General features: G+C 60.3%; 17 protein-coding genes. 12 read left to right on the top strand and 5 right to left on the bottom strand.

Annotated elements, in window-relative coordinates:
- Positions 1–122: 122 nt before the first annotated feature.
- Both tsf and rpsB read right to left on the bottom strand, forming a co-directional pair.
- Complete coding sequence (gene tsf, locus M5B97_RS08075) at positions 123–986, bottom strand: translation elongation factor Ts (protein ID WP_123714890.1); 864 nt, start codon at positions 984–986, stop codon at positions 123–125.
- A 202-nt stretch (positions 987–1,188) separates the two neighbouring features.
- Positions 1,189–1,926, bottom strand: a complete 738-nt coding sequence (rpsB, locus tag M5B97_RS08070) for a 30S ribosomal protein S2 (protein WP_003172263.1) — start codon at positions 1,924–1,926, stop codon at positions 1,189–1,191.
- A gap of 388 nt (positions 1,927–2,314) precedes the next feature.
- Here rpsB and map point away from each other — a divergent pair, with 388 nt between their 5' ends.
- The 3 genes from map to dapC all read left to right on the top strand — a co-directional run bounded on the left by map (position 2,315) and on the right by dapC (position 7,170).
- Entirely contained in the window at positions 2,315–3,097 is a 783-nt protein-coding gene (gene map, locus M5B97_RS08065; RefSeq protein ID WP_060754035.1) for a type I methionyl aminopeptidase, read from the top strand.
- A gap of 63 nt (positions 3,098–3,160) precedes the next feature.
- Positions 3,161–5,863 (top strand): [protein-PII] uridylyltransferase, encoded by a 2,703-nt coding sequence (locus M5B97_RS08060; RefSeq protein WP_248731210.1) that lies wholly within the window; start codon positions 3,161–3,163, stop codon positions 5,861–5,863.
- A 107-nt stretch (positions 5,864–5,970) separates the two neighbouring features.
- Entirely contained in the window at positions 5,971–7,170 is a 1,200-nt protein-coding gene (gene dapC / locus M5B97_RS08055; protein WP_134658129.1) for a succinyldiaminopimelate transaminase, read from the top strand.
- A gap of 12 nt (positions 7,171–7,182) precedes the next feature.
- Here the strand turns inward: dapC and M5B97_RS08050 are convergent, their stop codons facing one another.
- Complete coding sequence (locus M5B97_RS08050; protein ID WP_123714888.1) at positions 7,183–8,826, bottom strand: Na+/H+ antiporter; 1,644 nt, start codon at positions 8,824–8,826, stop codon at positions 7,183–7,185.
- Positions 8,827–9,051: 225 nt separating this feature from the next.
- On the opposite strand from M5B97_RS08050, the gene M5B97_RS08045 reads away from it, so the two are divergent.
- The 4 genes from M5B97_RS08045 to M5B97_RS08030 all read left to right on the top strand — a co-directional run bounded on the left by M5B97_RS08045 (position 9,052) and on the right by M5B97_RS08030 (position 12,166).
- Entirely contained in the window at positions 9,052–9,414 is a 363-nt protein-coding gene (locus M5B97_RS08045) for an ArsC family reductase (RefSeq protein WP_065903097.1), read from the top strand.
- Positions 9,415–9,446: 32 nt separating this feature from the next.
- Positions 9,447–10,481: a 2,3,4,5-tetrahydropyridine-2,6-dicarboxylate N-succinyltransferase gene (gene dapD, locus M5B97_RS08040; RefSeq protein ID WP_123714887.1), complete on the top strand. Its 1,035-nt coding sequence runs from the start codon at positions 9,447–9,449 to the stop codon at positions 10,479–10,481.
- A 69-nt stretch (positions 10,482–10,550) separates the two neighbouring features.
- On the top strand, positions 10,551–11,756 hold the full coding sequence (locus M5B97_RS08035; protein WP_248731209.1) for a cysteine desulfurase: 1,206 nt from the start codon (positions 10,551–10,553) through the stop codon (positions 11,754–11,756).
- Positions 11,753–12,166, top strand: a complete 414-nt coding sequence (locus M5B97_RS08030) for a SufE family protein (protein WP_248731208.1) — start codon at positions 11,753–11,755, stop codon at positions 12,164–12,166. Before M5B97_RS08035 ends, M5B97_RS08030 begins: the two co-directional genes overlap by 4 nt.
- Positions 12,167–12,259: 93 nt before the next feature.
- Here M5B97_RS08030 and tcdA read toward each other — a convergent pair whose 3' ends face one another.
- The gene (gene tcdA, locus M5B97_RS08025) at positions 12,260–13,075 is read right to left on the bottom strand and encodes a tRNA cyclic N6-threonylcarbamoyladenosine(37) synthase TcdA (RefSeq protein WP_248731207.1); all 816 of its coding nucleotides are present in this window, start codon (positions 13,073–13,075) and stop codon (positions 12,260–12,262) included.
- A 211-nt stretch (positions 13,076–13,286) separates the two neighbouring features.
- Between tcdA and M5B97_RS08020 the strand changes: the two genes are divergently transcribed.
- The 4 genes from M5B97_RS08020 (at position 13,287) to M5B97_RS08005 (ending at position 18,438) form a co-directional block, all read left to right on the top strand.
- Entirely contained in the window at positions 13,287–15,878 is a 2,592-nt protein-coding gene (locus M5B97_RS08020) for a glycosyltransferase (protein ID WP_123714883.1), read from the top strand.
- Between the two features lie 167 nt (positions 15,879–16,045).
- Complete coding sequence (dapE, locus tag M5B97_RS08015) at positions 16,046–17,197, top strand: succinyl-diaminopimelate desuccinylase (protein WP_248731206.1); 1,152 nt, start codon at positions 16,046–16,048, stop codon at positions 17,195–17,197.
- Entirely contained in the window at positions 17,197–18,006 is an 810-nt protein-coding gene (locus M5B97_RS08010; RefSeq protein WP_248731205.1) for a putative RNA methyltransferase, read from the top strand. The genes dapE and M5B97_RS08010 overlap by 1 nt, the downstream gene beginning before the upstream one ends.
- Before the next feature lie 54 nt (positions 18,007–18,060).
- Positions 18,061–18,438 carry a hypothetical protein gene (locus M5B97_RS08005; RefSeq protein WP_123714880.1) on the top strand — a complete coding sequence of 126 codons (378 nt, stop codon included), beginning with the start codon at positions 18,061–18,063 and terminating at the stop codon, positions 18,436–18,438.
- A 76-nt stretch (positions 18,439–18,514) separates the two neighbouring features.
- Here the strand turns inward: M5B97_RS08005 and M5B97_RS08000 are convergent, their stop codons facing one another.
- Positions 18,515–18,724: a cold-shock protein gene (locus M5B97_RS08000; RefSeq protein ID WP_017844724.1), complete on the bottom strand. Its 210-nt coding sequence runs from the start codon at positions 18,722–18,724 to the stop codon at positions 18,515–18,517.
- Between the two features lie 180 nt (positions 18,725–18,904).
- On the opposite strand from M5B97_RS08000, the gene plsB reads away from it, so the two are divergent.
- Positions 18,905–21,409 (top strand): glycerol-3-phosphate 1-O-acyltransferase PlsB, encoded by a 2,505-nt coding sequence (gene plsB / locus M5B97_RS07995; RefSeq protein WP_123714879.1) that lies wholly within the window; start codon positions 18,905–18,907, stop codon positions 21,407–21,409.
- The last annotated feature ends 48 nt before the right edge of the window (positions 21,410–21,457 follow it).

Genomic DNA, 21,457 nt, shown 5'->3' with positions numbered 1-21,457 from the left:
CATCGGAACACGGCTTTGTAAGCCAGTTCCGATAGGAAACCAAATAAAATTGGCCTTCCCATTTGAAAAGAGGCTGCGCGCGTGAGCGGGCAGCCTCTTTCGGGCGACAGTTGAAAACTGTCTTATTGCTTGGCGGCAGCCAGCTGGGCAGCAACTTCTTCAGCGAAGTTGTCGACCGGCTTCTCGATGCCTTCGCCTACTTTGAAGTAAGTGAAGGAAACGATTTCAGCACCGGCTTTCTTGGCCAGTTCGCCAACCTTGATTTCAGGGTTCTTGACGAACGCTTGCTCAACCAGGCTCGCTTCAGCCAGGAACTTGCTGATACGGCCTTTGACCATGTTCTCAACAATGTTTTCTGGCTTGCCGGCGATTTTGTCGGCGTTCAGGGTCAGGAACACACCCTTCTCACGTTCGATCGCTTCAGCGGAAACTTCCGATGGCAGCAGGAATTCAGGGTTGGTCGCCGCTACGTGCATAGCGATGTCTTTGGCCAGCTCAACGTCGCCGCCCTTCAGAACAACAGCTACACCGATCTTGTTGCCGTGCAGGTAACCACCAACAACATCACCTTCCACGCGGGTCAGGCGACGGATATTGACGTTTTCGCCAACTTTGCCGACCAGTACCAGGCGATCAGCTTCTTGAGCTTCGATCAGAGGCTCAACGGTGGTCAGCTTGTCGTCAAATGCTTTCTTGACGCTGGCAGCAACGAATGCCTTGAAGTCATCTTGCAGAGCCAGGAAGTCGGTCTGCGAGTTCACTTCCAGCAGAACTGCGGCTTTACCGTCTTCAACCAGAGCGATTGCGCCTTCAGCAGCGACGTTGCCTGCTTTCTTGGCAGCCTTGATGGCGCCGGAAGCACGCATGTCGTCGATGGCTTTTTCGATGTCGCCGCCAGCCTTGGTCAAGGCCTTTTTGCAATCCATCATGCCTTCGCCAGTACGCTCACGCAGTTCTTTAACCAACGCTGCAGTAATCTCTGCCATTTCAAAATCCTCTTGGATAGGTTTTCAACCATTCCACCCGATCAAACGGGCGTTCAATTCTTCCCGAATCTTCCTTGTAGGCTGCCGCACGTTACAGAGCAATGATGCGCTGCCACAAGTGAGCGCCAACAAATGGTTTTCGAGGTGGCAAAAAGGGGGCCAAGCCCCCTTTTTGCTTACTGAGTCAACGCCAGGGCGTCAATTACTCAGCGGCAGCTACCGGAGCTTCTTCAGCGAACTGCTCGGTACCACCAGCAACGTGGTTGCGACCACGGATTACAGCGTCAGCCATCGAACCCATGTACAGCTGGATAGCGCGGATTGCGTCATCGTTGCCTGGGATGATGTAGTCAACGCCTTCCGGGCTGCTGTTGGTATCGACTACGCCGATAACAGGGATGCCCAGCTTGTTGGCTTCGGTGATCGCGATGCGCTCGTGATCAACGTCGATTACGAACAGTGCGTCAGGCAGACCGCCCATGTCCTTGATACCACCCAGGGAACGATCGAGCTTTTCCAGGTCACGGGAGCGCATCAGCGCTTCTTTCTTGGTCAGCTTGGCGAAAGTACCGTCTTCAGCTTGCACTTCAAGGTCACGCAGACGCTTGATGGAAGCACGGATGGTTTTGAAGTTGGTCAGCATGCCGCCCAACCAGCGGTGATCGACGTACGGCGAACCGCAACGTGCTGCTTCTTCAGCAACGATCTTGCCAGCGGAACGCTTGGTGCCGACGAACAGGATCTTGTTTTTGCCCTGGGCCAGACGCTCTACGAAAGTCAGAGCTTCGTTGAACATTGGCAGGGTTTTTTCAAGGTTGATAATGTGGATCTTGTTACGCGCGCCGAAAATGTACTTGCCCATTTTCGGGTTCCAGTAACGGGTCTGGTGACCGAAGTGCACACCGGCCTTCAGCATATCGCGCATGTTGACTTGGGACATGATAGTTCCTTAATAAGTCGGGTTTGGCCTCCACGTATCCCAATGACCAACCAGCGGCATCAAGGCCTCCGGCACCCAGGTCATCGTGTCGACACGTGTGTGGATTTAAGCTTCACGGGGCATCCCCGGAAAGCGGCGCATTTTATACCACAAGAAGTCAAAAAACGAAACCCGCAATGACATTTGCCGCCCGCTGCCTTTGCCTGAGCCTTTGAATAGCGCCAACATGGCCCAACCTTATAGAGAGAAGCGATCATCAGAGGCTCATGATTTGACGCCATCGTCTGCTAGAATCGCGTTTTTTGGGGTTTGTGCGTTTTTTGTAACCTTTATTGCCGCACACCGTGAACCGTATTGATTTCAGCGCATCGCGCTAGAGAGAGCCTGTATGACCGTTACCTTGAAAACCGCCGAAGACATCGCAGGCATGCGCGTTGCCGGCAAACTGGCTGCCGACGTGCTGGAAATGATCGCCGAACACGTAAAGCCCGGCGTTACCACCGAGGCGCTGGACCGTATCTGCCACGACTATATTGTCAACGTCCAAAAGGCCATCCCTGCCCCGCTCAACTACAAGGGCTTCCCCAAGTCGATCTGCACCTCGATCAACCACGTGGTCTGCCATGGCATTCCAGGCGACAAACCGTTGAAGGACGGCGACACCCTGAACATCGACGTCACCGTGATCAAAGACGGCTACCACGGTGACACCAGCCGTATGTTCCACGTCGGCAACGTGCCGGTCTGGGCCGAGCGCCTGTCCCAGGTCACCCAGGAATGCATGTACAAGGCCATTGAGATCGTAAAACCCGGCTGCCGCCTGGGCGACATCGGCGAAGTGATCCAGAAGCACGCCGAAAAGAACGGTTTCTCGGTTGTCCGCGAGTTCTGCGGCCACGGCATCGGCAAGGTGTTCCACGAAGAGCCACAGATATTGCACTACGGCCGCGCCGGTACCGGCATGGAGCTCAAGGCAGGCATGACCTTCACCATCGAACCGATGATCAACCAGGGCAAGGCCGATACCAAGGTCCTGGGCGACGGATGGACGGCTATCACCAAGGACCGCAAGCTTTCCGCCCAGTGGGAACACACCTTGCTGGTCACCGAAACCGGTTACGAGATCTTCACCCTGCGCTCGGATGACACGATTCCGCGCCTTTCGGCATAAAGCCGGTTTGGTTTTCCCAAACGCTGTTGTGACTGACTGATAGATAGAAAGGAAAGCCAATCGATGCCCCAGGTGGACCCCGAACTCTTCGACCGTGGCCAGTTCCAGGCTGAACTGGCATTGAAGGCAAGCCCCATCGCCGCCTTCAAAAAGGCTATCCGCCAGGCCCGCGAGGTGCTCGATGAGCGCTTTCGCAACGGCCGGGATATCCGTCGACTGATCGAGGACCGCGCCTGGTTCGTCGACAATATCCTGCAGAAGGCCTGGGAGCAGTTCAGCTGGAGTAAAGATGCCGATATCGCCCTGGTGGCGGTCGGCGGCTACGGTCGTGGCGAACTGCACCCCTACTCCGACATCGACCTGTTGATCCTGCTGGACAGCGCCGACCACGAGACCTTTCGCGATTCCATCGAGCGTTTTCTGACGTTGCTGTGGGACATCGGCCTGGAAGTTGGCCAGAGCGTGCGCTCGGTCGACGAATGCGCCGAAGAGGCCCGCGCCGACCTGACGGTGATCACCAACCTGATGGAAAGCCGCACCATCGCCGGTCCCGAACGCCTGCGCCAGCGCATGCTGGAAGTCACCAGCACCGAACACATGTGGCCGAGCAAGGACTTCTTCCTGGCCAAGCGTGCCGAGCAAAAGGCCCGGCACCACAAGTACAACGACACCGAGTACAACCTGGAGCCCAATGTCAAAGGCTCGCCGGGCGGCTTGCGTGATATCCAGACGATTCTGTGGGTCGCCCGCCGCCAATACGGCACCCTCAACCTGAGGGCACTGGCTGGCGAAGGCTTTCTCGTAGAGAGTGAAAATGCACTGCTGGCTTCGTCCCAGGAATTCCTGTGGAAAGTGCGCTACGCCGTGCACATGCTCGCCGGACGCTCTGAAGACCGCCTGCTGTTCGACTATCAGCGCTCCATCGCCACCCTGTTGGGTTTTGAGGGCGAAGACGCGAAGACCAGCATTGAAAGCTTCATGCAGCAGTACTACCGGGTAGTCATGAGCATTGCCCAGCTCAGCGACCTGATCATCCAGCACTTCGAAGAAGTGATCCTGGCTCCCGAAGATGAAGCGCCGCCGCAACCGATCAATGCACGCTTCCAACTGCATGACGGCTATATCGAAGCACGCAACGACAACGTATTTCGCCGCACCCCGTTCGCCATGCTGGAAATCTTCGTGCTGATGGCCCAGCAGCCGGAAATCAAAGGCGTACGCGCCGACACCATTCGTCTGCTGCGCGAAAACCGTCACCTGATCGACGATAATTTTCGCAACGACATCCGCAACACCAGCCTGTTTATCGAGCTGTTCAAGTGCAAGATCGGCATCCACCGCAACCTGCGCCGGATGAACCGTTACGGCATTCTCGGGCGCTATCTGCCGGAGTTCGGTTTTATCGTCGGGCAGATGCAGCACGACCTGTTCCACATTTACACGGTGGACGCCCACACCCTGAACCTGATCAAGCATCTGCGTAAATTGCAGTACACCCAGGTATCCGAGAAATTCCCGCTGGCCAGCAAGCTCATGGCCAAGCTGCCCAAGCCAGAGCTGATCTACCTGGCCGGCCTGTACCACGACATCGGCAAGGGCCGGCATGGCGATCACTCGGAAATCGGCGCAGTGGATGCCGAGGCCTTTTGCCAGCGTCACCAGTTGCCGCTGTGGGACAGCCGCCTGATCGTCTGGCTGGTGCAGAACCACCTGGTGATGTCGACCACCGCCCAACGCAAGGACTTGTCCGACCCACAGGTGATCCACGACTTCGCTGGGATCGTTGGCGATGAAACTCACCTCGACTACCTGTACGTGCTGACCGTCTCCGACATCAACGCGACCAACCCCACGCTGTGGAACTCGTGGCGCGCCAGCCTGCTGCGCCAGCTGTACACCGAGACCAAGCGCGCTCTGCGCCGCGGCCTGGAAAACCCGGTGGATCGCGAAGAACAGATCCGCCGCACCCAAAGCGCGGCGCTGGATATCCTGGTGCGTGGCGGCAACGACCCCGACGATGTCGAGCAGCTCTGGTCGCAACTGGGCGATGATTATTTCCTGCGCCACACTGCCGGCGATGTGGCCTGGCACACCGATGCCATCCTGCAGCAGCCGGCCGACGGCGGCCCGCTGGTGCTGATCAAGGAAACCACCCAGCGCGAATTCGAAGGCGGTACGCAAATCTTCATTTACGCACCCGACCAGCACGATTTCTTCGCCGTGACGGTGGCCGCCATGGACCAGCTCAACCTGAACATCCATGACGCCCGGGTCATCACCTCCAGCAGCCAGTTCACCCTCGACACCTACATCGTGCTCGACACCGACGGCGACTCGATTGGCGATAACCCGGCGCGGGTGAAAAAGATCCGCGAAGGCCTGACCGAAGCCCTGCGCAATCCCGACGACTACCCGACGATCATCCAACGCCGGGTGCCGCGTCAGCTCAAGCATTTTGCCTTCGCGCCCCAGGTCACTATCTCCAACGACGCCCAGCGCCCGGTTACCGTACTGGAGCTCAGCGCACCGGACCGGCCCGGCCTGCTGGCACGTATCGGCGGGATTTTCCTGGAGTTCGACCTGTCACTGCAGAACGCCAAGATTGCAACCCTCGGCGAACGCGTGGAAGACGTGTTCTTCATCACTGACGCCGACAACCACCCACTGTCCGACCCTGAACTGTGCCTGCGCTTGCAGGAAGCGATCGTCCAGCAGTTGAGCGTGACCCAGGAGCCCGGTGTCGAGCTGACACGCCTGACGATTTGAACGGGGCTTATGCGCGGGGGGCGGTGCGACGATTCGCACTTGCCCCTCCCACACTTGGTTCTGCTGCCCCGGCAGACCGCGTTACCAACGAATTGAACGAGATACCCATGAACAACGCCCTGAACCAGTTGCAGCCCTACCCGTTCGAGAAACTGCGCGCCCTGCTGGGCAGCGTCACGCCGAACCCGGACAAGCGCCCGATTGCGTTGTCCATTGGTGAACCCAAGCACAAATCCCCGGAATTTGTGGCCAAGGCCCTGGCTGACAACCTCGACCAGATGGCGGTCTACCCGACCACCCTGGGCATCCCGGCCCTGCGCGAGGCCATCGGCGCCTGGTGCGAGCGTCGCTTCAACGTGCCCAAGGGCTGGCTGGACCCGGCGCGCAATATCCTGCCGGTGAACGGCACCCGTGAAGCGCTGTTCGCCTTCACTCAAACCGTGGTCAACCGTGGCGACGACGCCTTGGTAGTCAGCCCGAACCCGTTCTACCAGATCTACGAAGGCGCGGCGTTCCTGGCCGGTGCCAAGCCGCATTACCTGCCGTGCCTGGACGCCAACGGTTTCAACCCGGACTTCGATGCCGTAACGCCGGACATCTGGAAGCGCTGCCAGATCCTGTTCCTGTGCTCGCCCGGTAACCCAACAGGGGCGCTGATCCCCGTCGACACCCTGAAGAAACTCATCGCACTGGCCGACGAATACGACTTCGTCATCGCCGCCGACGAGTGCTACAGCGAGCTGTACTTCGATGAACAAACCCCGCCGCCGGGCCTGTTGAGCGCCTGCGTCGAACTGGGCCGCCAGGATTTCAAGCGGTGCGTGGTGTTCCATAGCCTGTCCAAGCGCTCCAACCTGCCGGGCCTGCGCTCCGGTTTCGTGGCCGGCGACGCCGACATTCTCAAGGCCTTCCTGCTGTACCGCACTTACCACGGTTGCGCGATGCCGGTACAAACCCAGTTGGCGAGCATTGCCGCCTGGCAGGACGAAGCCCACGTGCAGGCCAACCGCGACCTGTATCGTGAGAAATTCGATGCCGTGCTTGCGATTCTCAAGCCGGTGCTGGATGTGCAAAGCCCGGATGGTGGTTTCTATCTGTGGCCGAACGTGAACGGCGACGATGCTGCGTTTTGCCGTGACCTGTTCGCAGAAGAACACGTGACCGTGGTGCCGGGTTCGTACCTGTCGCGGGAAGTGGAAGGCTTGAACCCCGGCGCCGGCCGTGTGCGCATGGCGCTGGTTGCGCCGCTGGCGGAGTGCGTGGAAGCCGCTGAACGGATTCGTGCGTTCATCCAGCGTCGACGCTAAGCGTTGCCCGGGTCATTTCACATGGCCCAGGTTCGCCTCACTCATATCCAGATCCGCCAGTACCTCTCTCAATACGTCATCACCTATCTGGTGATGCCGGCTCAAGCTGTAAAGCTCCAGGCGTTGCGCCCGCAATGCCTTGAGCCGCAACTTGCGTTCCAGCAAGTCCATCTGCTGCGCCAACGCCTGGGCTTCGGCTGAGTCGTTGAAGACCTCCAACTGGTGGCGATACTCCGACATCAACCGCGCCTTGAGCTCCGTCGCCAGTGCCGCCTGGGCAGCGTCGGGGGCCACGGCGTCTAAGGGCTCCTCGGCTTCCAGCGCGTGAATCGCCGCCACGGCGGTCTTCTTCCAAGCCTCGCGGACCTCGCGGTGGCGCTTTTCATCGGGGCTCTGCTCGATGCCGCGCAGCAACAACGGCAAGGCAATGCAGGCTGCCACCAGTGAGAGCAGGATCACTCCGGCGGCGATGAAGATCAGCAGGTCCCGCTCAGGGAAGTCCTGCCCCGGCGCCAGCAGTAAAGGCACCGACATCACACCGGCCAAGGTCACGGCTCCGCGCACACCGCCGACGGTCAGCAACCAGCAGGAGCGGGCCGTAGGCACCAGGGTCAGTTCGCTTTTCCCACGCAGCCTGCGCAACAAGCCCGACAACCGCCAGATGCTCTGCACCCAGATAAATCGCAGTACCACCAACACCAGAAAGATCGCAACCACATCCAGGCAGCGATACAGCAAGGTCGGCCACAGCGTCGGCTCATGGCTCACCACCGCCTTGATGATGTCCGGCAGCTGCAGGCCCAGCAGCAGAAAGATCAAGCCGTTGAAGGCAAACTCCAGCAACGACCAAACACTGCGATTGAGCAAGCGGGTGCTGGTCTGACGCGGCAACAGGTCGAGCCAGCTTTGCATCATGCCCGCCGCCACCGCCGACAGAATGCCCGACGCGCCCAGTCGCTCGGCCAGCACATAGGCAGCAAATGGCAGCAACAACATGAACACCACGTGGGTAGCCGGGTCATCCCAACCGCGCGCGATCATCCAGGCCCGCAGGCGCCCCACCAGCCAGCTCAACGCGACACCTATCGCCAGGCCACCCACGGCCACCAGGACGAACGTCAGGCTGGCATCCGCCAGGGAAAAAACCCCAGTCAACGCGGCCGCCAAGGCGAATTTGAACGTCACCAGACCCGAAGCATCATTCATCAAGGCTTCACCCTGGAGCATGTGCATCAATGGCTTGGGTAAACGGTTCTGGGAAATGGCCGACACCGCCACGGCATCCGTCGGCGACAACACGGCCGCCAAGGCGAAGGCCACCGGCAGCGGGATCGTAGGTAATATCCAATGAATGAAGTAGCCGGCACCGACCACGGTAAACAGCACCAGCCCCACCGCCAACGTGAGGATCGGGCCGCGCAGCTGCCACAACTCACGCTTGGGCATGCGCCAGCCATCGGAAAACAACAACGGCGGCAGGAACAGAAACAGGAACAACTCGGGGTCCAGTGCCACGTGCAACCCAAGCGTAGGCCAGGCGAGCAGGGCTCCCGCGGCAATTTGCACCAAGGGTAACGGCAGAGGAATGACACGTCCGACAAGACGCGAAACGCTGACCAGCATCAGCAGGATAAGAACGGTGTAGGCGGTTTGCATAACGCGGGGTTCCCGGACAATCGACTTGCAACGACACACATCAGGCAACAACTCGCCGTTGAAGTGCCATATTAGCTGCCTATGCTGCCCGCTGGCATTGACACCTAAGTCGCACTTAGTCGCATGCCGTCACGACGAGCGGCACCCTTGCCTGCTGGTCGTGGCATAATCCCGACCTTTGGTTTTTCATCGGCACACGACATCGGATCAGAGGGGGGCAATTCCTTGACCGTTTCAAGCAAAACGTTGCACCTTTTCGGCATCAAAGCCTGCGACACCATGAAAAAAGCCCGCACCTGGCTCGACGAGCACGGGGTGAGCTATGAGTTCCACGATTACAAAACGGCCGGTATCGACCGCGAACACTTGACCCAATGGTGCAACGAGCACGGTTGGCAGGTGGTTTTGAACCGTGCGGGCACCACCTTTCGCAAACTCGAAGACGAACGCAAAGCCGATCTCGATCAGTCGAAAGCCATTGAATTGATGCTCGCACAACCCTCGATGATCAAGCGCCCGGTGCTGGATCTCGGAGACAGAACCCTGATTGGCTTCAAGCCAGATAGTTATTCGGCGGCCCTGAAGTAGGCCAGCCCTTCCATTTTTGTAGAGGTAACAGCATGTCCAATTCCCTGTTCAGCCTGGGCTTCGGCGTCGGCACCCAGAACCGTCAAGGCGCCTGGCTGGAAGTGTTTTACGCACAGCCGCTGCTCAACCCATCGGCCGAAATCGTCGCCGCCATCGCGCCGATCCTGGGTTACACCGAAGGCAACCAGGCCATCCCCTTCACCATCAACCAGGCGCTGCAGCTGGCTGATGCGCTCAAGAATGTCGACGCTGCCCAAGCCGCGCTGCTCAACCGCCTGGCGGAAAGCCACACGCCGCTGGTCGCCACCCTGCTGGCCGAAGACGCTGCGCTGACATCGACGCCTGAGGCTTACCTCAAGCTGCACCTGCTGTCCCACCGCCTGGTCAAGCCCCATGGTCTGAACCTGGCGGGCGTGTTCCCACAGTTGCCGAACGTGGCCTGGACCAGCCAGGGCGCCATCGACATCAACGAACTGGCCGAACGCCAACTGGAAGCGCGCCTGCGTGGCGAGCTGCTGGAAGTATTCTCGGTGGACAAGTTCCCGAAAATGACCGACTACGTGGTGCCGAGCGGCGTGCGTATCGCTGACGCGGCACGTCTGCGCCTGGGCGCCTACGTGGGCGAAGGCACCACCGTGATGCACGAAGGTTTCGTCAACTTCAACGCCGGCACCGAAGGCCCGGGCATGATCGAAGGCCGTGTTTCGGCAGGCGTATTCGTCGGCAAAGGCTCGGACCTGGGCGGCGGTTGCTCGACCATGGGTACCCTGTCGGGTGGCGGCAACATCGTGATCAAGGTCGGCGAAGGTTGCCTGATCGGCGCCAACGCCGGTATCGGTATCCCGTTGGGCGACCGCAACACCGTGGAATCGGGCCTGTACGTGACCGCTGGTACCAAGGTTGCCCTGTTGGACGAGCAGAACCAACTGGTCAAGGTGGTCAAGGCACGTGAACTGGCCGGCCAGTCGGACCTGCTGTTCCGCCGCAATTCCGAGACCGGTGCAGTGGAGTGCAAAACCCACAAGTCGGCCGTCGAACTGAACGAAGCGCTGCACGCTCACAACTAAGCAGCCACTCGATGCCCCTAGCGGGCCGCACCTGCGGGTTGCGGCTCGCTTATACGAGTCTTGAACACCATGCTTGTGCCCTCTCCCTGGCGCGCCGATTTCCCGGCCATCGCCGCCCTGCAACGGCAAGACCAGACCTATCTGGACAACGCCGCCACGACACAAAAACCCCAGGCCTTGCTGGATGCCATCAGCCATTACTACGCCAACGGCGCAGCCAATGTGCACCGCGCCCAGCATTTGCCGGGCGCCCATGCGACCCAGGCTTTCGAAGACAGTCGCAGCAAAGTCGCGCAGTGGTTGAACGCAGGTGACAGCGGGCAAATCGTGTTTACCCATGGCGCGACGTCTGCGCTGAACCTCCTGGCCTATGGCCTTGAGCATTTATTCACTGCGGGCGATGAGATTGTCATCAGCGCCCTGGAACACCACGCCAACCTGCTGCCCTGGCAGCAACTGGCCAAACGCCGCGCACTCACGCTGGTGGTGTTGCCGCTGGGCGATGATGGCGTCATCGACCTGCAAGCCGCCGCCGAACTGATCGGCCCACGTACGCGACTGCTGGCGGTGAGCCAACTGTCCAACGTGCTCGGCGCCTGGCAACCGCTGCAATCCTTGCTGGCACTCGCCAACACGCACGGCGCGTTGACCGTGGTGGATGGCGCCCAAGGTATCGTCCATGGCCGCCATGACGTGCAGGCGCTGGGCTGCGACTTTTACGTATTTTCCAGCCACAAGCTGTACGGTCCGGACGGTGTCGGCGTGTTGTTTGGCCGCAACGAAGCCCTGCACCACCTGCGTCACTGGCAGTTCGGTGGCGAGATGGTGCAACAGGCGGACTACCACAGCGCCAGCTTTCGCAGCGCGCCCCTGGGCTTTGAAGCAGGCACGCCACCGATTGCCGGCGTGATCGGCCTGGGCGCCAGCCTGGATTACCTGAGTTCGTTGGATCAACAGGCAGTGCTCGCCCATGAAGCCGCGTTGCATGACTACCTGTTGCGCGGGTTGAAAGCGCGAAACGGCGTGCGAGTGCTCGGTTCGCCGCAGGTGGCGCTGGTGAGCTTTGTGGTGGACGGCGTCCATAACGCCGACCTGGCTCACCTGCTGACCGAGCAAGGTATCGCCGTGCGCGCCGGGCATCATTGCGCGATGCCGCTGCTCAAGGCGATGCACTTATCCGGGGCGATCCGTGTGTCCCTGGCGCTGTACAACGACTCTGACGATCTGGAGCGCTTTTTTGACGCGTTGGACCAGGCACTGGATATGTTGCGATGAGCGTGCCGACCGATGCGCTTGCAGCGCTGCAAGCCTTCCAGTCAGTAGGCAGTTGGGAACAGCGCGCCCGCATGCTGATGCAATGGGGCGAACGGCTGCCCGCATTGGCAGATGAGGATAAGGTCGACGCCAACCTGGTGCAGGGCTGTGAGAGTCTGGTGTGGCTGGTGGGCCGTTTGGAGGACGGCCATTGGCAATTTGCCGCGAGCAGCGATGCGCGGATGATTCGTGGCTTGGTGGCATTGCTGCTGGTGCGGGTCAATGGGCTGCCGGCTGCTCAATTGCAGACGGTCGACTTGCCTGACTGGTTCAATCAGCTCGGGCTTTCCCGACAGTTGTCGCCCTCTCGTAGCAACGGCCTCAATGCCGTCTTACAGCGCATGCGCGAATTGAGCCGAACACAAAACTGAATGTGGGAGTGGGTTTGCCCTAATACTCTTCAATTAAGCGTAAGCCACCGCCTGTAGGAGCAAGCTTGCTCGCTCCTACAAAGGTTCTGAGATTCAGGTGGGCTTGACCCGCTCGGAAGGCCTGCGCACCCCGGCTACAATCTTATCCACCGCCTTGGTCGCCGCCACCATGCCGAACGTGGCGGTGACCATCATCACCGCGCCAAACCCACCGGCGCAGTCCAGCTTTACCCCATCCCCCACGAAACTCTTCTGCAGACAGATGCTCCCATCCGGCTTGGGATAGCGCAGTTGCTCGGTGGAAAACACGCAGGGCACGCTGTAATGGCGAGTCACGGTACGCGAGAAACCATAGTCGCGACGCAAGGTGGAGCGTACTTTCGAGGCCAGCGGATCGTTGAATGTACGGTTCAAATCGCACACCTGGATCAACGTCGGGTCGATCTGTCCGCCGGCGCCACCGGTGGTGATGATCTGGATCTTGCGGCGCTTGCACCAGGCAATCAGCGCTGCCTTGGCGTTGACGGCGTCGATGCAGTCGATCACGCAATCGATATCCGCTGTGATGTATTCGGCCATGGTGTCGCGAGTCACGAAGTCGGCCACCGCATGCACCGTGCAGTCGGGGTTGATACCGCGCAGACGCTCGGCCATCACTTCGACCTTGGGCTTGCCCACAGTGCTGTCCAAGGCATGCAACTGGCGGTTGCTGTTACTCACGCAGACGTCGTCCAGGTCAAACAGCGATATTTCGCCCACCCCGCAGCGGGCCATGGCTTCCGCCGCCCAGGAGCCCACGCCGCCGACGCCGACGATTGCCACATGGGCCGCCTTCAAGCGCTCCAGGCCCTCAATGCCATACAAGCGGGCGACGCCTGCAAACCGCGGATCTTCTGTACTCATGACCATTACCCCAAAAACCGGCGCGCATTATGGACTACGAAGCGACAAGTTCGAAGCGACAAGCTACAAGTAAAGAACTTAGAGGGTCTTTCGCTGACTAATGTCCGGCTTTTCTCTGTCTGCTATACGCTCAGGGAAGTGCCAGTGTAGGATGCGCGCCGTTCGGCGTTGGCCGACACCTCTTTTCGTTCCACACCCTTTGGAACCCGAAACCGCCATGTCATCGCGTAAATTTGGACTCAACCTGGTGGTAGTGCTGGCAATTGCCGCGCTGTTCACCGGCTTCTGGGCGCTGATCAACCGCCCGGTCACTACCCCCAACTGGCCTGAACAGATCTCAGGGTTCTCTTACTCGCCGTTCCAGCAAGGCCAGTTCCCACAGAAAGACCAGTATCCGACCGACGACCAGATGCGTCAGGACCTGGCGATCATGAGCAAGCTGACGGACAACATCCGTACTTACTCGGTCGATGGCACGTTGGGGGACATCCCCAAGCTGGCCGAAGAGTTCGGCCTGCGCGTGACACTGGGGATCTGGATCAGCCCGGACCTGGAGCGTAACGAACGCGAAATCCAGCGCGCCATCGAGATCGCCAATAGCTCACGCAGTGTCGTGCGCGTAGTGGTCGGTAACGAGGCATTGTTCCGCGAAGAGATCACCCCGCAAGCACTGATTGCGTTGCTGGACCGGGTACGCGCCGCCGTGAAAGTGCCGGTGACGACCTCCGAGCAGTGGCACATCTGGGAAAAGAACCCGCAACTGGCCAAGCACGTCGACCTGATCGCCGCGCACATCCTGCCGTTCTGGGAATTTATTCCGATGGACAAGGCCGGCCAGTACGTACTCGACCGTGCCCGGGACCTGAAGAAACTGTTCCCGAAAAAACCGCTGCTGCTGTCGGAGGTTGGCTGGCCGAGTAACGGACGCATGCGCGGTGGCAACGAAACGTCCCCGGCAGACCAGGCCATCTACCTGCGCACACTGGTGAACAAGCTGAACCGCCAAGGCTACAACTACTTCGTGATCGAGGCATTCGATCAGCCGTGGAAAGTCAGCGACGAAGGTTCGGCGGGCGCCTATTGGGGCGTTTATAACGCCGCACGCCAGCAAAAATTCAACTTTGAAGGCCCCGTCGTCGCAATCCCGCAATGGCGCGTACTGGCTATCGGCTCGGTGGTGCTTGCGCTGCTGTCCCTCACCCTGCTGATGATCGATGGCTCGGCCCTGCGCCAGCGCGGCCGTACCTTCCTGACCTTTATCGCGTTCCTGTGCGGTTCGGTGCTGGTATGGATCGGCTACGACTACAGCCAGCAATACAGCACCTGGTTCAGCGTGACCGTCGGTATCTTGCTGGCACTCGGCGCCCTCGGCGTGTTTATCGTGTTGCTGACCGAGGCCCACGAACTGGCGGAAGCGGTATGGACCCACAAGCGTCGGCGTGAATTTCTGCCGGTGGAGGGGGATTCGGACTACCGCCCGAAAGTATCGATCCATGTGCCTTGCTACAACGAGCCACCGGAGATGGTCAAACAGACCCTCGACGCCCTGGCCGCCCTCGATTACCCGGACTACGAAGTCCTGATCATCGACAACAACACCAAAGACCCGGCCGTATGGGAGCCGGTGCGCGACTACTGCGAAACCCTCGGCCCGCGCTTCAAGTTCTTCCATGTCTCGCCCCTGGCCGGTTTCAAGGGCGGTGCACTGAACTACCTGATCCCGCACACCGCCAAGGATGCCGAAGTGATCGCGGTGATCGACTCGGACTACTGCGTGTCGCCGAACTGGCTCAAGCACATGGTGCCGCACTTCGCCGACCCGAAAATCGCCGTGGTGCAATCGCCACAGGATTACCGCGACCAGAACGAAAGCACCTTCAAGAAGCTCTGCTATGCGGAATACAAGGGCTTCTTCCATATCGGCATGGTTACCCGTAACGACCGTGACGCGATCATCCAGCACGGCACCATGACCATGACCCGCCGCTCGGTGCTCGAAGAGCTGGGCTGGGCCGACTGGTGCATCTGTGAAGACGCGGAACTTGGCTTGCGCGTGTTCGAGAAAGGACTGTCGGCGGCGTATTACCACGACAGCTACGGCAAGGGCCTGATGCCGGACACCTTCATCGACTTCAAGAAACAGCGTTTCCGCTGGGCCTATGGCGCGATCCAGATCATCAAGCGCCACACCGCCAGCCTGTTGCGCGGCAAGGACACCGAGCTGACCCGTGGCCAGCGCTACCACTTCCTCGCGGGCTGGTTGCCGTGGGTGGCGGACGGCATGAACATCTTCTTCACCGTCGGCGCGCTGCTGTGGTCCGCAGCGATGATCATCGTACCAACGCGGGTCGACCCACCGTTGCTGATTTTCGCGATCCCGCCGTTGGCGTTGTTCGTGTTCAAGGTCGGCAAGATCATCTTCCTCTACCGCCGTGCGGTGGGTGTGAACCTCAAGGACGCGTTCTGCGCCGCCCTCGCTGGCCTGGCGCTGTCCCACACCATCGCCAAGGCGGTGCTGTATGGTTTCTTCACCACCAGTATTCCGTTCTTTCGCACACCGAAAAACGCGGATAACCACGGCTTCTGGGTCGCGATCTCGGAAGCACGCGAAGAGATGTTCATCATGCTGCTGTTGTGGGGCGCGGCGCTGGGGATCTACCTGGTGCAGGGCCTGCCGAGCAATGACATGCGCTTCTGGGTGGTGATGCTGCTGGTGCAGTCGCTGCCGTATGTGGCGGCCTTGATCATGGCGTTCCTGTCTTCGTTGCCAAAACCTGCGCCGGAACCGGAACCCGCGCCTGCCGCGTAAAAACTTGCGCAAAGCACTAAACGGCGGCCTCTGGCCGCCGTTTTGCTATAAGATAACGGCCATTTTGTTGGACCAGGCAAGCTCGCCGCCAGATTGGATCTGCGCCGTTTCAAGATTTGTATTCCACATTCGCCCAGCACCCATTACATGCTTTCCGGAGTTTTCCCATGACGGCCCATGCCGACCTTTCGCCGACCCTTCAACTCGCTATCGACCTGATCCGTCGCCCCTCGGTCACGCCGGTCGATGCCGACTGTCAGAAGCTGATGATGCAGCGCCTGGGCGACGCCGGTTTCAAGCTTGAGCCGATGCGTATTGAAGACGTGGACAACTTCTGGGCCACCCATGGCAAGCACGACGGCCCGGTACTGTGTTTTGCCGGCCATACCGATGTGGTGCCGACCGGTCCGGTGCAGGCCTGGCAGAATGATCCGTTCGATGCACTGATCGACGAAAACGGCATGCTGTGCGGCCGTGGCGCGGCGGACATGAAAGGCAGCCTGGCGGCCATGCTGGTGGCATCAGAGCGTTTCGTCGCCGACTACCCGGACCACAAGGGCTCGGTGGCCTTCCTGATCACCAGTGACGAAGAAGGCCCGGCGCACCACGGCACCAAAGCCGTGATCGAACGCCTGGCGGCACGCAAGGAGCGCCTGGACTGGTGCATCGTCGGCGAGCCGTCGAGCACCACGCTGGTGGGCGATGTGGTCAAGAACGGTCGTCGTGGCTCCCTCGGCGCAACCCTCACGGTACGCGGTGTGCAAGGTCACGTGGCGTACCCGCACCTGGCGAAGAACCCGATTCACCTGGCGGCTTCGGCCCTGGCCGAATTGGCCGCCGAGCATTGGGATGACGGCAACGCATTTTTCCCACCGACCAGCTTCCAGATTTCCAACCTCAATTCCGGCACCGGTGCCACCAACGTGATCCCAGGTGAGCTGACGGCGGTGTTCAACTTCCGCTTCTCCACCGAGTCCACCGTCGAAGGCTTGCAACAGCGCGTTGCGGCAATCCTCGACAAGCACGCTCTGGACTGGCATGTGGACTGGGCCTTGTCGGGCCTGCCGTTCCTGACCGAACCGGGTGCACTGCTGGATGCGGTGTCCGCCAGCATCAAAGCGATTACCGGGCGCGAAACCAAGGCGTCCACCAGTGGTGGCACTTCGGACGGTCGCTTTATTGCGACGCTCGGCACGCAAGTCGTCGAACTGGGTCCGGTCAACGCCACCATCCACCAGGTCAACGAGCGCATCCTGGCCAGTGACCTCGATGTGCTGACCGAAATCTATTACCAGACCCTGATCAAGTTGCTCGCCTGATGCTCGCCTGCCCCATTTGCAGCGCACCGCTCAACGCGGTGGACAATGGTGTGGTATGCCCGGCCGGGCACCGCTTCGACCGCGCGCGCCAGGGTTACCTGAACCTGCTGCCCGTGCAGCACAAGAACAGCCGCGACCCCGGTGACAACCTGGCGATGGTCGAGGCGCGCCGCGACTTCCTCAATGCCGGGCACTATGCGCCGGTGGCCAGGCGCCTGGCCGAGCTGGCTGCCGAACGTGCTCCACAGCGCTGGGTGGACATCGGTTGCGGCGAGGGTTACTACACCGCGCAAATGGCTGAGGCCCTGCCCCATGCCGACGGTTATGCGCTGGATATCTCCAAGGAAGCGGTCAAGCGCGCCTGCAAGCGCAACCCGGCGCTGACCTGGTTGATCGCCAGCATGGCCCGCGTGCCGCTGGCCGACGCCAGTTGCCAGTTCCTCGCCAGCGTGTTCAGCCCGTTGGACTGGCAGGAAGCCAAACGCTTGCTCAGCCCTGGCGGTGGCCTGATGAAAGTCGGCCCGACCAGCGGCCACTTGATGGAGCTGCGCGAGCGCCTGTACGACGAAGTGCGCGAGTACACCGACGACAAGCATCTGGCCCTGGTGCCGGAGGGCATGAGCCTGGCACACAGCGAAACCCTGACGTACAGCCTGAGCCTGGCCGAGCCGAGGGACCGCGCCAATCTGCTGGCCATGACGCCCCACGGCTGGCGCGCCAGCGCCGAGCGCCGCGCACAGGTGATCGAGGCGGCCGAGCCGCTGCTGGTAACCGTGTCGATGCGCTACGATTATTTCGTGCTTCAATAACCGACTTTTAAGTATCCGCGAATGGATTTTCGAATCCCGCAACGAGGAACATCCATGCGCCAACCTGATATCGAGATTTACCTGAAGGACGCCGACGTCGACCACAAGGCCATCGCCGCCTGGCTGGGCGCCGCCCTGGGCCCGTGCACCGACTGGGTCCAGAAAGGCCAGACCTACAAGTGCAAAGCCGGCAATGTACCCGTTACCTGGCTGCCCAAGGCCGTGGGCAAGTGGAACAGCCTGTACCTGGAGAGCGACCAGACGCCATGGGACGACGACATCGCCTGCGCCCGCGCAGCCTTTGCCGCGCTGAACGTGGAAGTGCGCTGTGCACCGGGTACCTGGGTCGAAGAGGAAGGTGAAGAAAGCGCCGACACCTGGATTCGCATCAGCGCGGACGGTGAAGAGCAGATCACCTGGAGGACGGCTTAAAGACAGCTGCAAGCTTCGAACGGCAAGCGGCAAGTCAAAGCACTTGCAGCTTGCCGCTCCAAACTTGCAGCTCGGCCTACAGGCCGACCACATCCTCCGCCTGCAAACCTTTCTCGCCGCTCACCACCGCATATTCCACCTGCTGGCCTTCAGCCAGGGAGCGGTGGCCTTCACCACGAATAGCGCGGTAGTGCACAAACACATCCTTGCCATCTTCGCGTTGGATAAAACCATAGCCCTTTGCATCGTTGAACCACTTCACATTGCCGGTTTCGCGCGTTGTCATCTGTTTTTCTCCCACATGCTTTTTATTGTTGAGTCAGCCGCATGGAACTGCCGAGTATATGGCAGGTTCAAAAAGCTTCAACTCAAGTTTATTTAGCCGCTTTTTGCCGATTTTCGGCGAATACGGCACACTACCCGCCCGAGCAACTGCTCGGTTTTTTCCACTTGAAGCAGCACGCCTATGACCCGCTCCCCGTTCCGCCGTCTGGTGTTTGGCACCTTGCGCCGACTGTTGTACCTCTGGGTTCGCTCGGAGACGATCAACCAGTCGTCCCTAACCCTCAACCTCGACCGCAGCCGGCCGGTGTTCTACGTCCTGCAATCGCCTTCCCTCACCGAATTGGCCGTGGTTGACGCCGAGTGCACCAAAGCCGGTCTGCCGCGTCCGGTGCTGCCGGTATCGGTAGGCCCACTGATGGAACCTGCCGCGTTCTTCTACCTGACGCCGGACCCCGACTGGCTTGGCCGCCAGGACAAGCGCGGCGCGCCGCCGACCCTGACCCGCCTGGTCAATACCCTGAGCGAACACGCCGAAGAGAATGCACAAATCATTCCGGTCAGCGTGTTCTGGGGCCAATCGCCCGAGAGCGAGTCCAGCCCGTGGAAACTGCTGTTTGCCGACAGTTGGGCAGTCACCGGGCGTCTGCGCCGGTTGTTGAGCATCCTGATCCTCGGTCGCAAGACCCGTGTGCAATTCTCTGCGCCAATCAACCTGCGTGAATTGATCGAGCACAATAAAGGCCACGAACGTACCGTGCGCATGGCTCAACGCATCCTGCGTGTGCACTTTCGTAACCTGAAGACCGCCGTGATCGGCCCCGACCTGTCCCACCGCCGCAACCTGGTGAAGGGCCTGGTCAATATGCCCTTGGTACGCCAAGCCATTGCCGAAGAAGCCGAACGGGAAAAAATCTCCCCGGAAAAAGCCAAGGCGCAAGCCCTGCGCTACGGCAACGAAATCGCCTCGGACTACACCTACACCGCGATCCGCTTCCTCGAAGTGGTGCTCAGCTGGTTCTGGAACAAGATCTACGACGGCATCAAGGTCAACAACATCGAGGGCGTGCAAAAGGTTGCCCAGGGCTACGAGGTCATCTACGTACCTTGCCACCGCAGCCATATCGACTACCTGCTGCTGTCGTACCTGCTGTTCAAGAACGGCCTGACCCCGCCGCACATCGCCGCCGGTATCAACCTGAACATGCCGGTGATCGGCAGCCTGTTGCGCCGTGGCGGTGCGTTTTTCATGCGCCGCACCTTCAAGGGCAACCCGCTGTACACCTCGGTGTTCAACGAATACCTGCACACCTTGTTCACCAAAGGCTTCCCGGTGGAGTACTTCGTTGAAGGCGGACGCTCGCGCACCGGACGCATGCTGCAACCGAAGACCGGGATGCTGGCGATCACCCTGCGCAGCTTCTTGCGCTCTTCACGCATGCCGATCGTGTTCGTGCCGGTGTACATCGGCTATGAGCGCGTGCTCGAAGGCCGCACCTACCTCGGTGAATTGCGCGGTGCAAGCAAGAAGAAAGAATCGATCTTCGATATTTTCAAAGTGGTCGGCGCGCTCAAGCAGCGCTTTGGCCAGGTCGCCGTCAACTTCGGCGAGCCGATCAAGCTGGCCGAGTTTCTCGACGCCGAGCAACCGGACTGGCGCGCCCAGGAATTGGGCCCGAACTACAAACCGGCGTGGCTCAATGAGACCACCAACCGCCTCGGCGAACAGGTGGCGCGCCACTTGAACGAAGCCGCGGCGGTGAATCCGGTAAACCTGGTAGCCCTGGCACTGCTGTCCACCACGCGCCTGGCCCTGGACGAACAAGCCATGGCACGCCAGTTGGACCTGTACCTGGCGCTGCTGCGCCGCGTGCCCTACTCGCCTCATACCACCTTGCCCGAAGGCGACGGACTGGCGCTGATCAAGCACGTCAAGGACATGGACCTGCTGTCGGAACAAAGCGACGCTCTGGGTAAGATCCTGTACCTGGATGAGCAGAACGCCGTCCTGATGACCTACTACCGCAACAACGTGCTGCACATTTTTGCCCTGCCGGCGCTGCTGGCGAGTTTCTTCCAGAGCAGCTCGCGGATGAACCGCGAGCAGATCCTGCGCTACACCCGCGCGCTCTACCCCTACCTGCAATCGGAGCTGTTTATCCGCTGGTCGCTGGAAGAGCTGGACACGGTCGTCGACCAATGGCTGCAAGCATTTGTGGAACAGGGCCTGCTGCGCTTCGAGAACGATGTGTACCTGCGCCCGGCCCCGAGTTCACGGCACTTTGTATTGCTTACGCTGCTGTCCAAGAGCATTGCCCAGACCCTGCAGCGTTTCTACATGGCCATCTCGCTGCTGCTCAACAGCGGCCAGAACAGCATCAGCGCCGAAGAACTGGAAGACCTGTGCACGATCATGGCCCAGCGCCTGTCGATCCTGCATGGCCTGAACGCTCCGGAATTCTTCGACAAGAGCCTTTTCCGACATTTCATCCAGACATTGCTGGAGCAAGATGTGCTGCGCCGTGACGAGGCCGGTAAATTGAGTTACCACGACCTGCTTGGCGAGTTGGCCGAAGGCGCAGCGAAACGCGTGCTGCCGGCAGAGATTCGCTTGTCGATCCGGCAAGTGGCGCTGCATCGGGTTGATGGCGCGGCCGAGGCAGCGGTCGAACCTCAAGAAACCCGCTAGATTGAATCAGGCGCCGGGCGGTTTCCGGCGCCGTTGAAAAGGAGCTGC

It is taken from the genome of Pseudomonas sp. MWU13-2517 (assembly GCF_023242545.1).
In the GTDB taxonomy this organism is placed as follows: Bacteria; Pseudomonadota; Gammaproteobacteria; order Pseudomonadales; family Pseudomonadaceae; genus Aquipseudomonas.
The sequence above is the reverse complement of the archived record's forward strand: the minus strand, read 5'-3'. Positions and strand labels throughout refer to the sequence as shown.

Excerpts from the sequence above, each read along its gene's own strand:
- dapC (WP_134658129.1), top strand. The coding sequence starts at position 5,971 with ATGAACAACGCCCTGAACCAGTTGCAGCCCTACCCGTTCGAGAAACTG.
- rpsB (WP_003172263.1), bottom strand. The coding sequence starts at position 1,926 with ATGTCCCAAGTCAACATGCGCGATATGCTGAAGGCCGGTGTGCACTTC.
- M5B97_RS08060 (WP_248731210.1), top strand. The coding sequence starts at position 3,161 with ATGCCCCAGGTGGACCCCGAACTCTTCGACCGTGGCCAGTTCCAGGCT.
- tsf (WP_123714890.1), bottom strand. The coding sequence starts at position 986 with ATGGCAGAGATTACTGCAGCGTTGGTTAAAGAACTGCGTGAGCGTACT.
- M5B97_RS08035 (WP_248731209.1), top strand. The coding sequence starts at position 10,551 with ATGCTTGTGCCCTCTCCCTGGCGCGCCGATTTCCCGGCCATCGCCGCC.
- dapE (WP_248731206.1), top strand. The coding sequence starts at position 16,046 with ATGACGGCCCATGCCGACCTTTCGCCGACCCTTCAACTCGCTATCGAC.
- M5B97_RS08010 (WP_248731205.1), top strand. The coding sequence starts at position 17,197 with ATGCTCGCCTGCCCCATTTGCAGCGCACCGCTCAACGCGGTGGACAAT.
- M5B97_RS08020 (WP_123714883.1), top strand. The coding sequence starts at position 13,287 with ATGTCATCGCGTAAATTTGGACTCAACCTGGTGGTAGTGCTGGCAATT.
- M5B97_RS08005 (WP_123714880.1), top strand. The coding sequence starts at position 18,061 with ATGCGCCAACCTGATATCGAGATTTACCTGAAGGACGCCGACGTCGAC.
- tcdA (WP_248731207.1), bottom strand. The coding sequence starts at position 13,075 with ATGGTCATGAGTACAGAAGATCCGCGGTTTGCAGGCGTCGCCCGCTTG.
- M5B97_RS08030 (WP_248731208.1), top strand. The coding sequence starts at position 11,753 with ATGAGCGTGCCGACCGATGCGCTTGCAGCGCTGCAAGCCTTCCAGTCA.
- dapD (WP_123714887.1), top strand. The coding sequence starts at position 9,447 with ATGTCCAATTCCCTGTTCAGCCTGGGCTTCGGCGTCGGCACCCAGAAC.
- plsB (WP_123714879.1), top strand. The coding sequence starts at position 18,905 with ATGACCCGCTCCCCGTTCCGCCGTCTGGTGTTTGGCACCTTGCGCCGA.
- M5B97_RS08000 (WP_017844724.1), bottom strand. The coding sequence starts at position 18,724 with ATGACAACGCGCGAAACCGGCAATGTGAAGTGGTTCAACGATGCAAAG.
- map (WP_060754035.1), top strand. The coding sequence starts at position 2,315 with ATGACCGTTACCTTGAAAACCGCCGAAGACATCGCAGGCATGCGCGTT.
- M5B97_RS08050 (WP_123714888.1), bottom strand. The coding sequence starts at position 8,826 with ATGCAAACCGCCTACACCGTTCTTATCCTGCTGATGCTGGTCAGCGTT.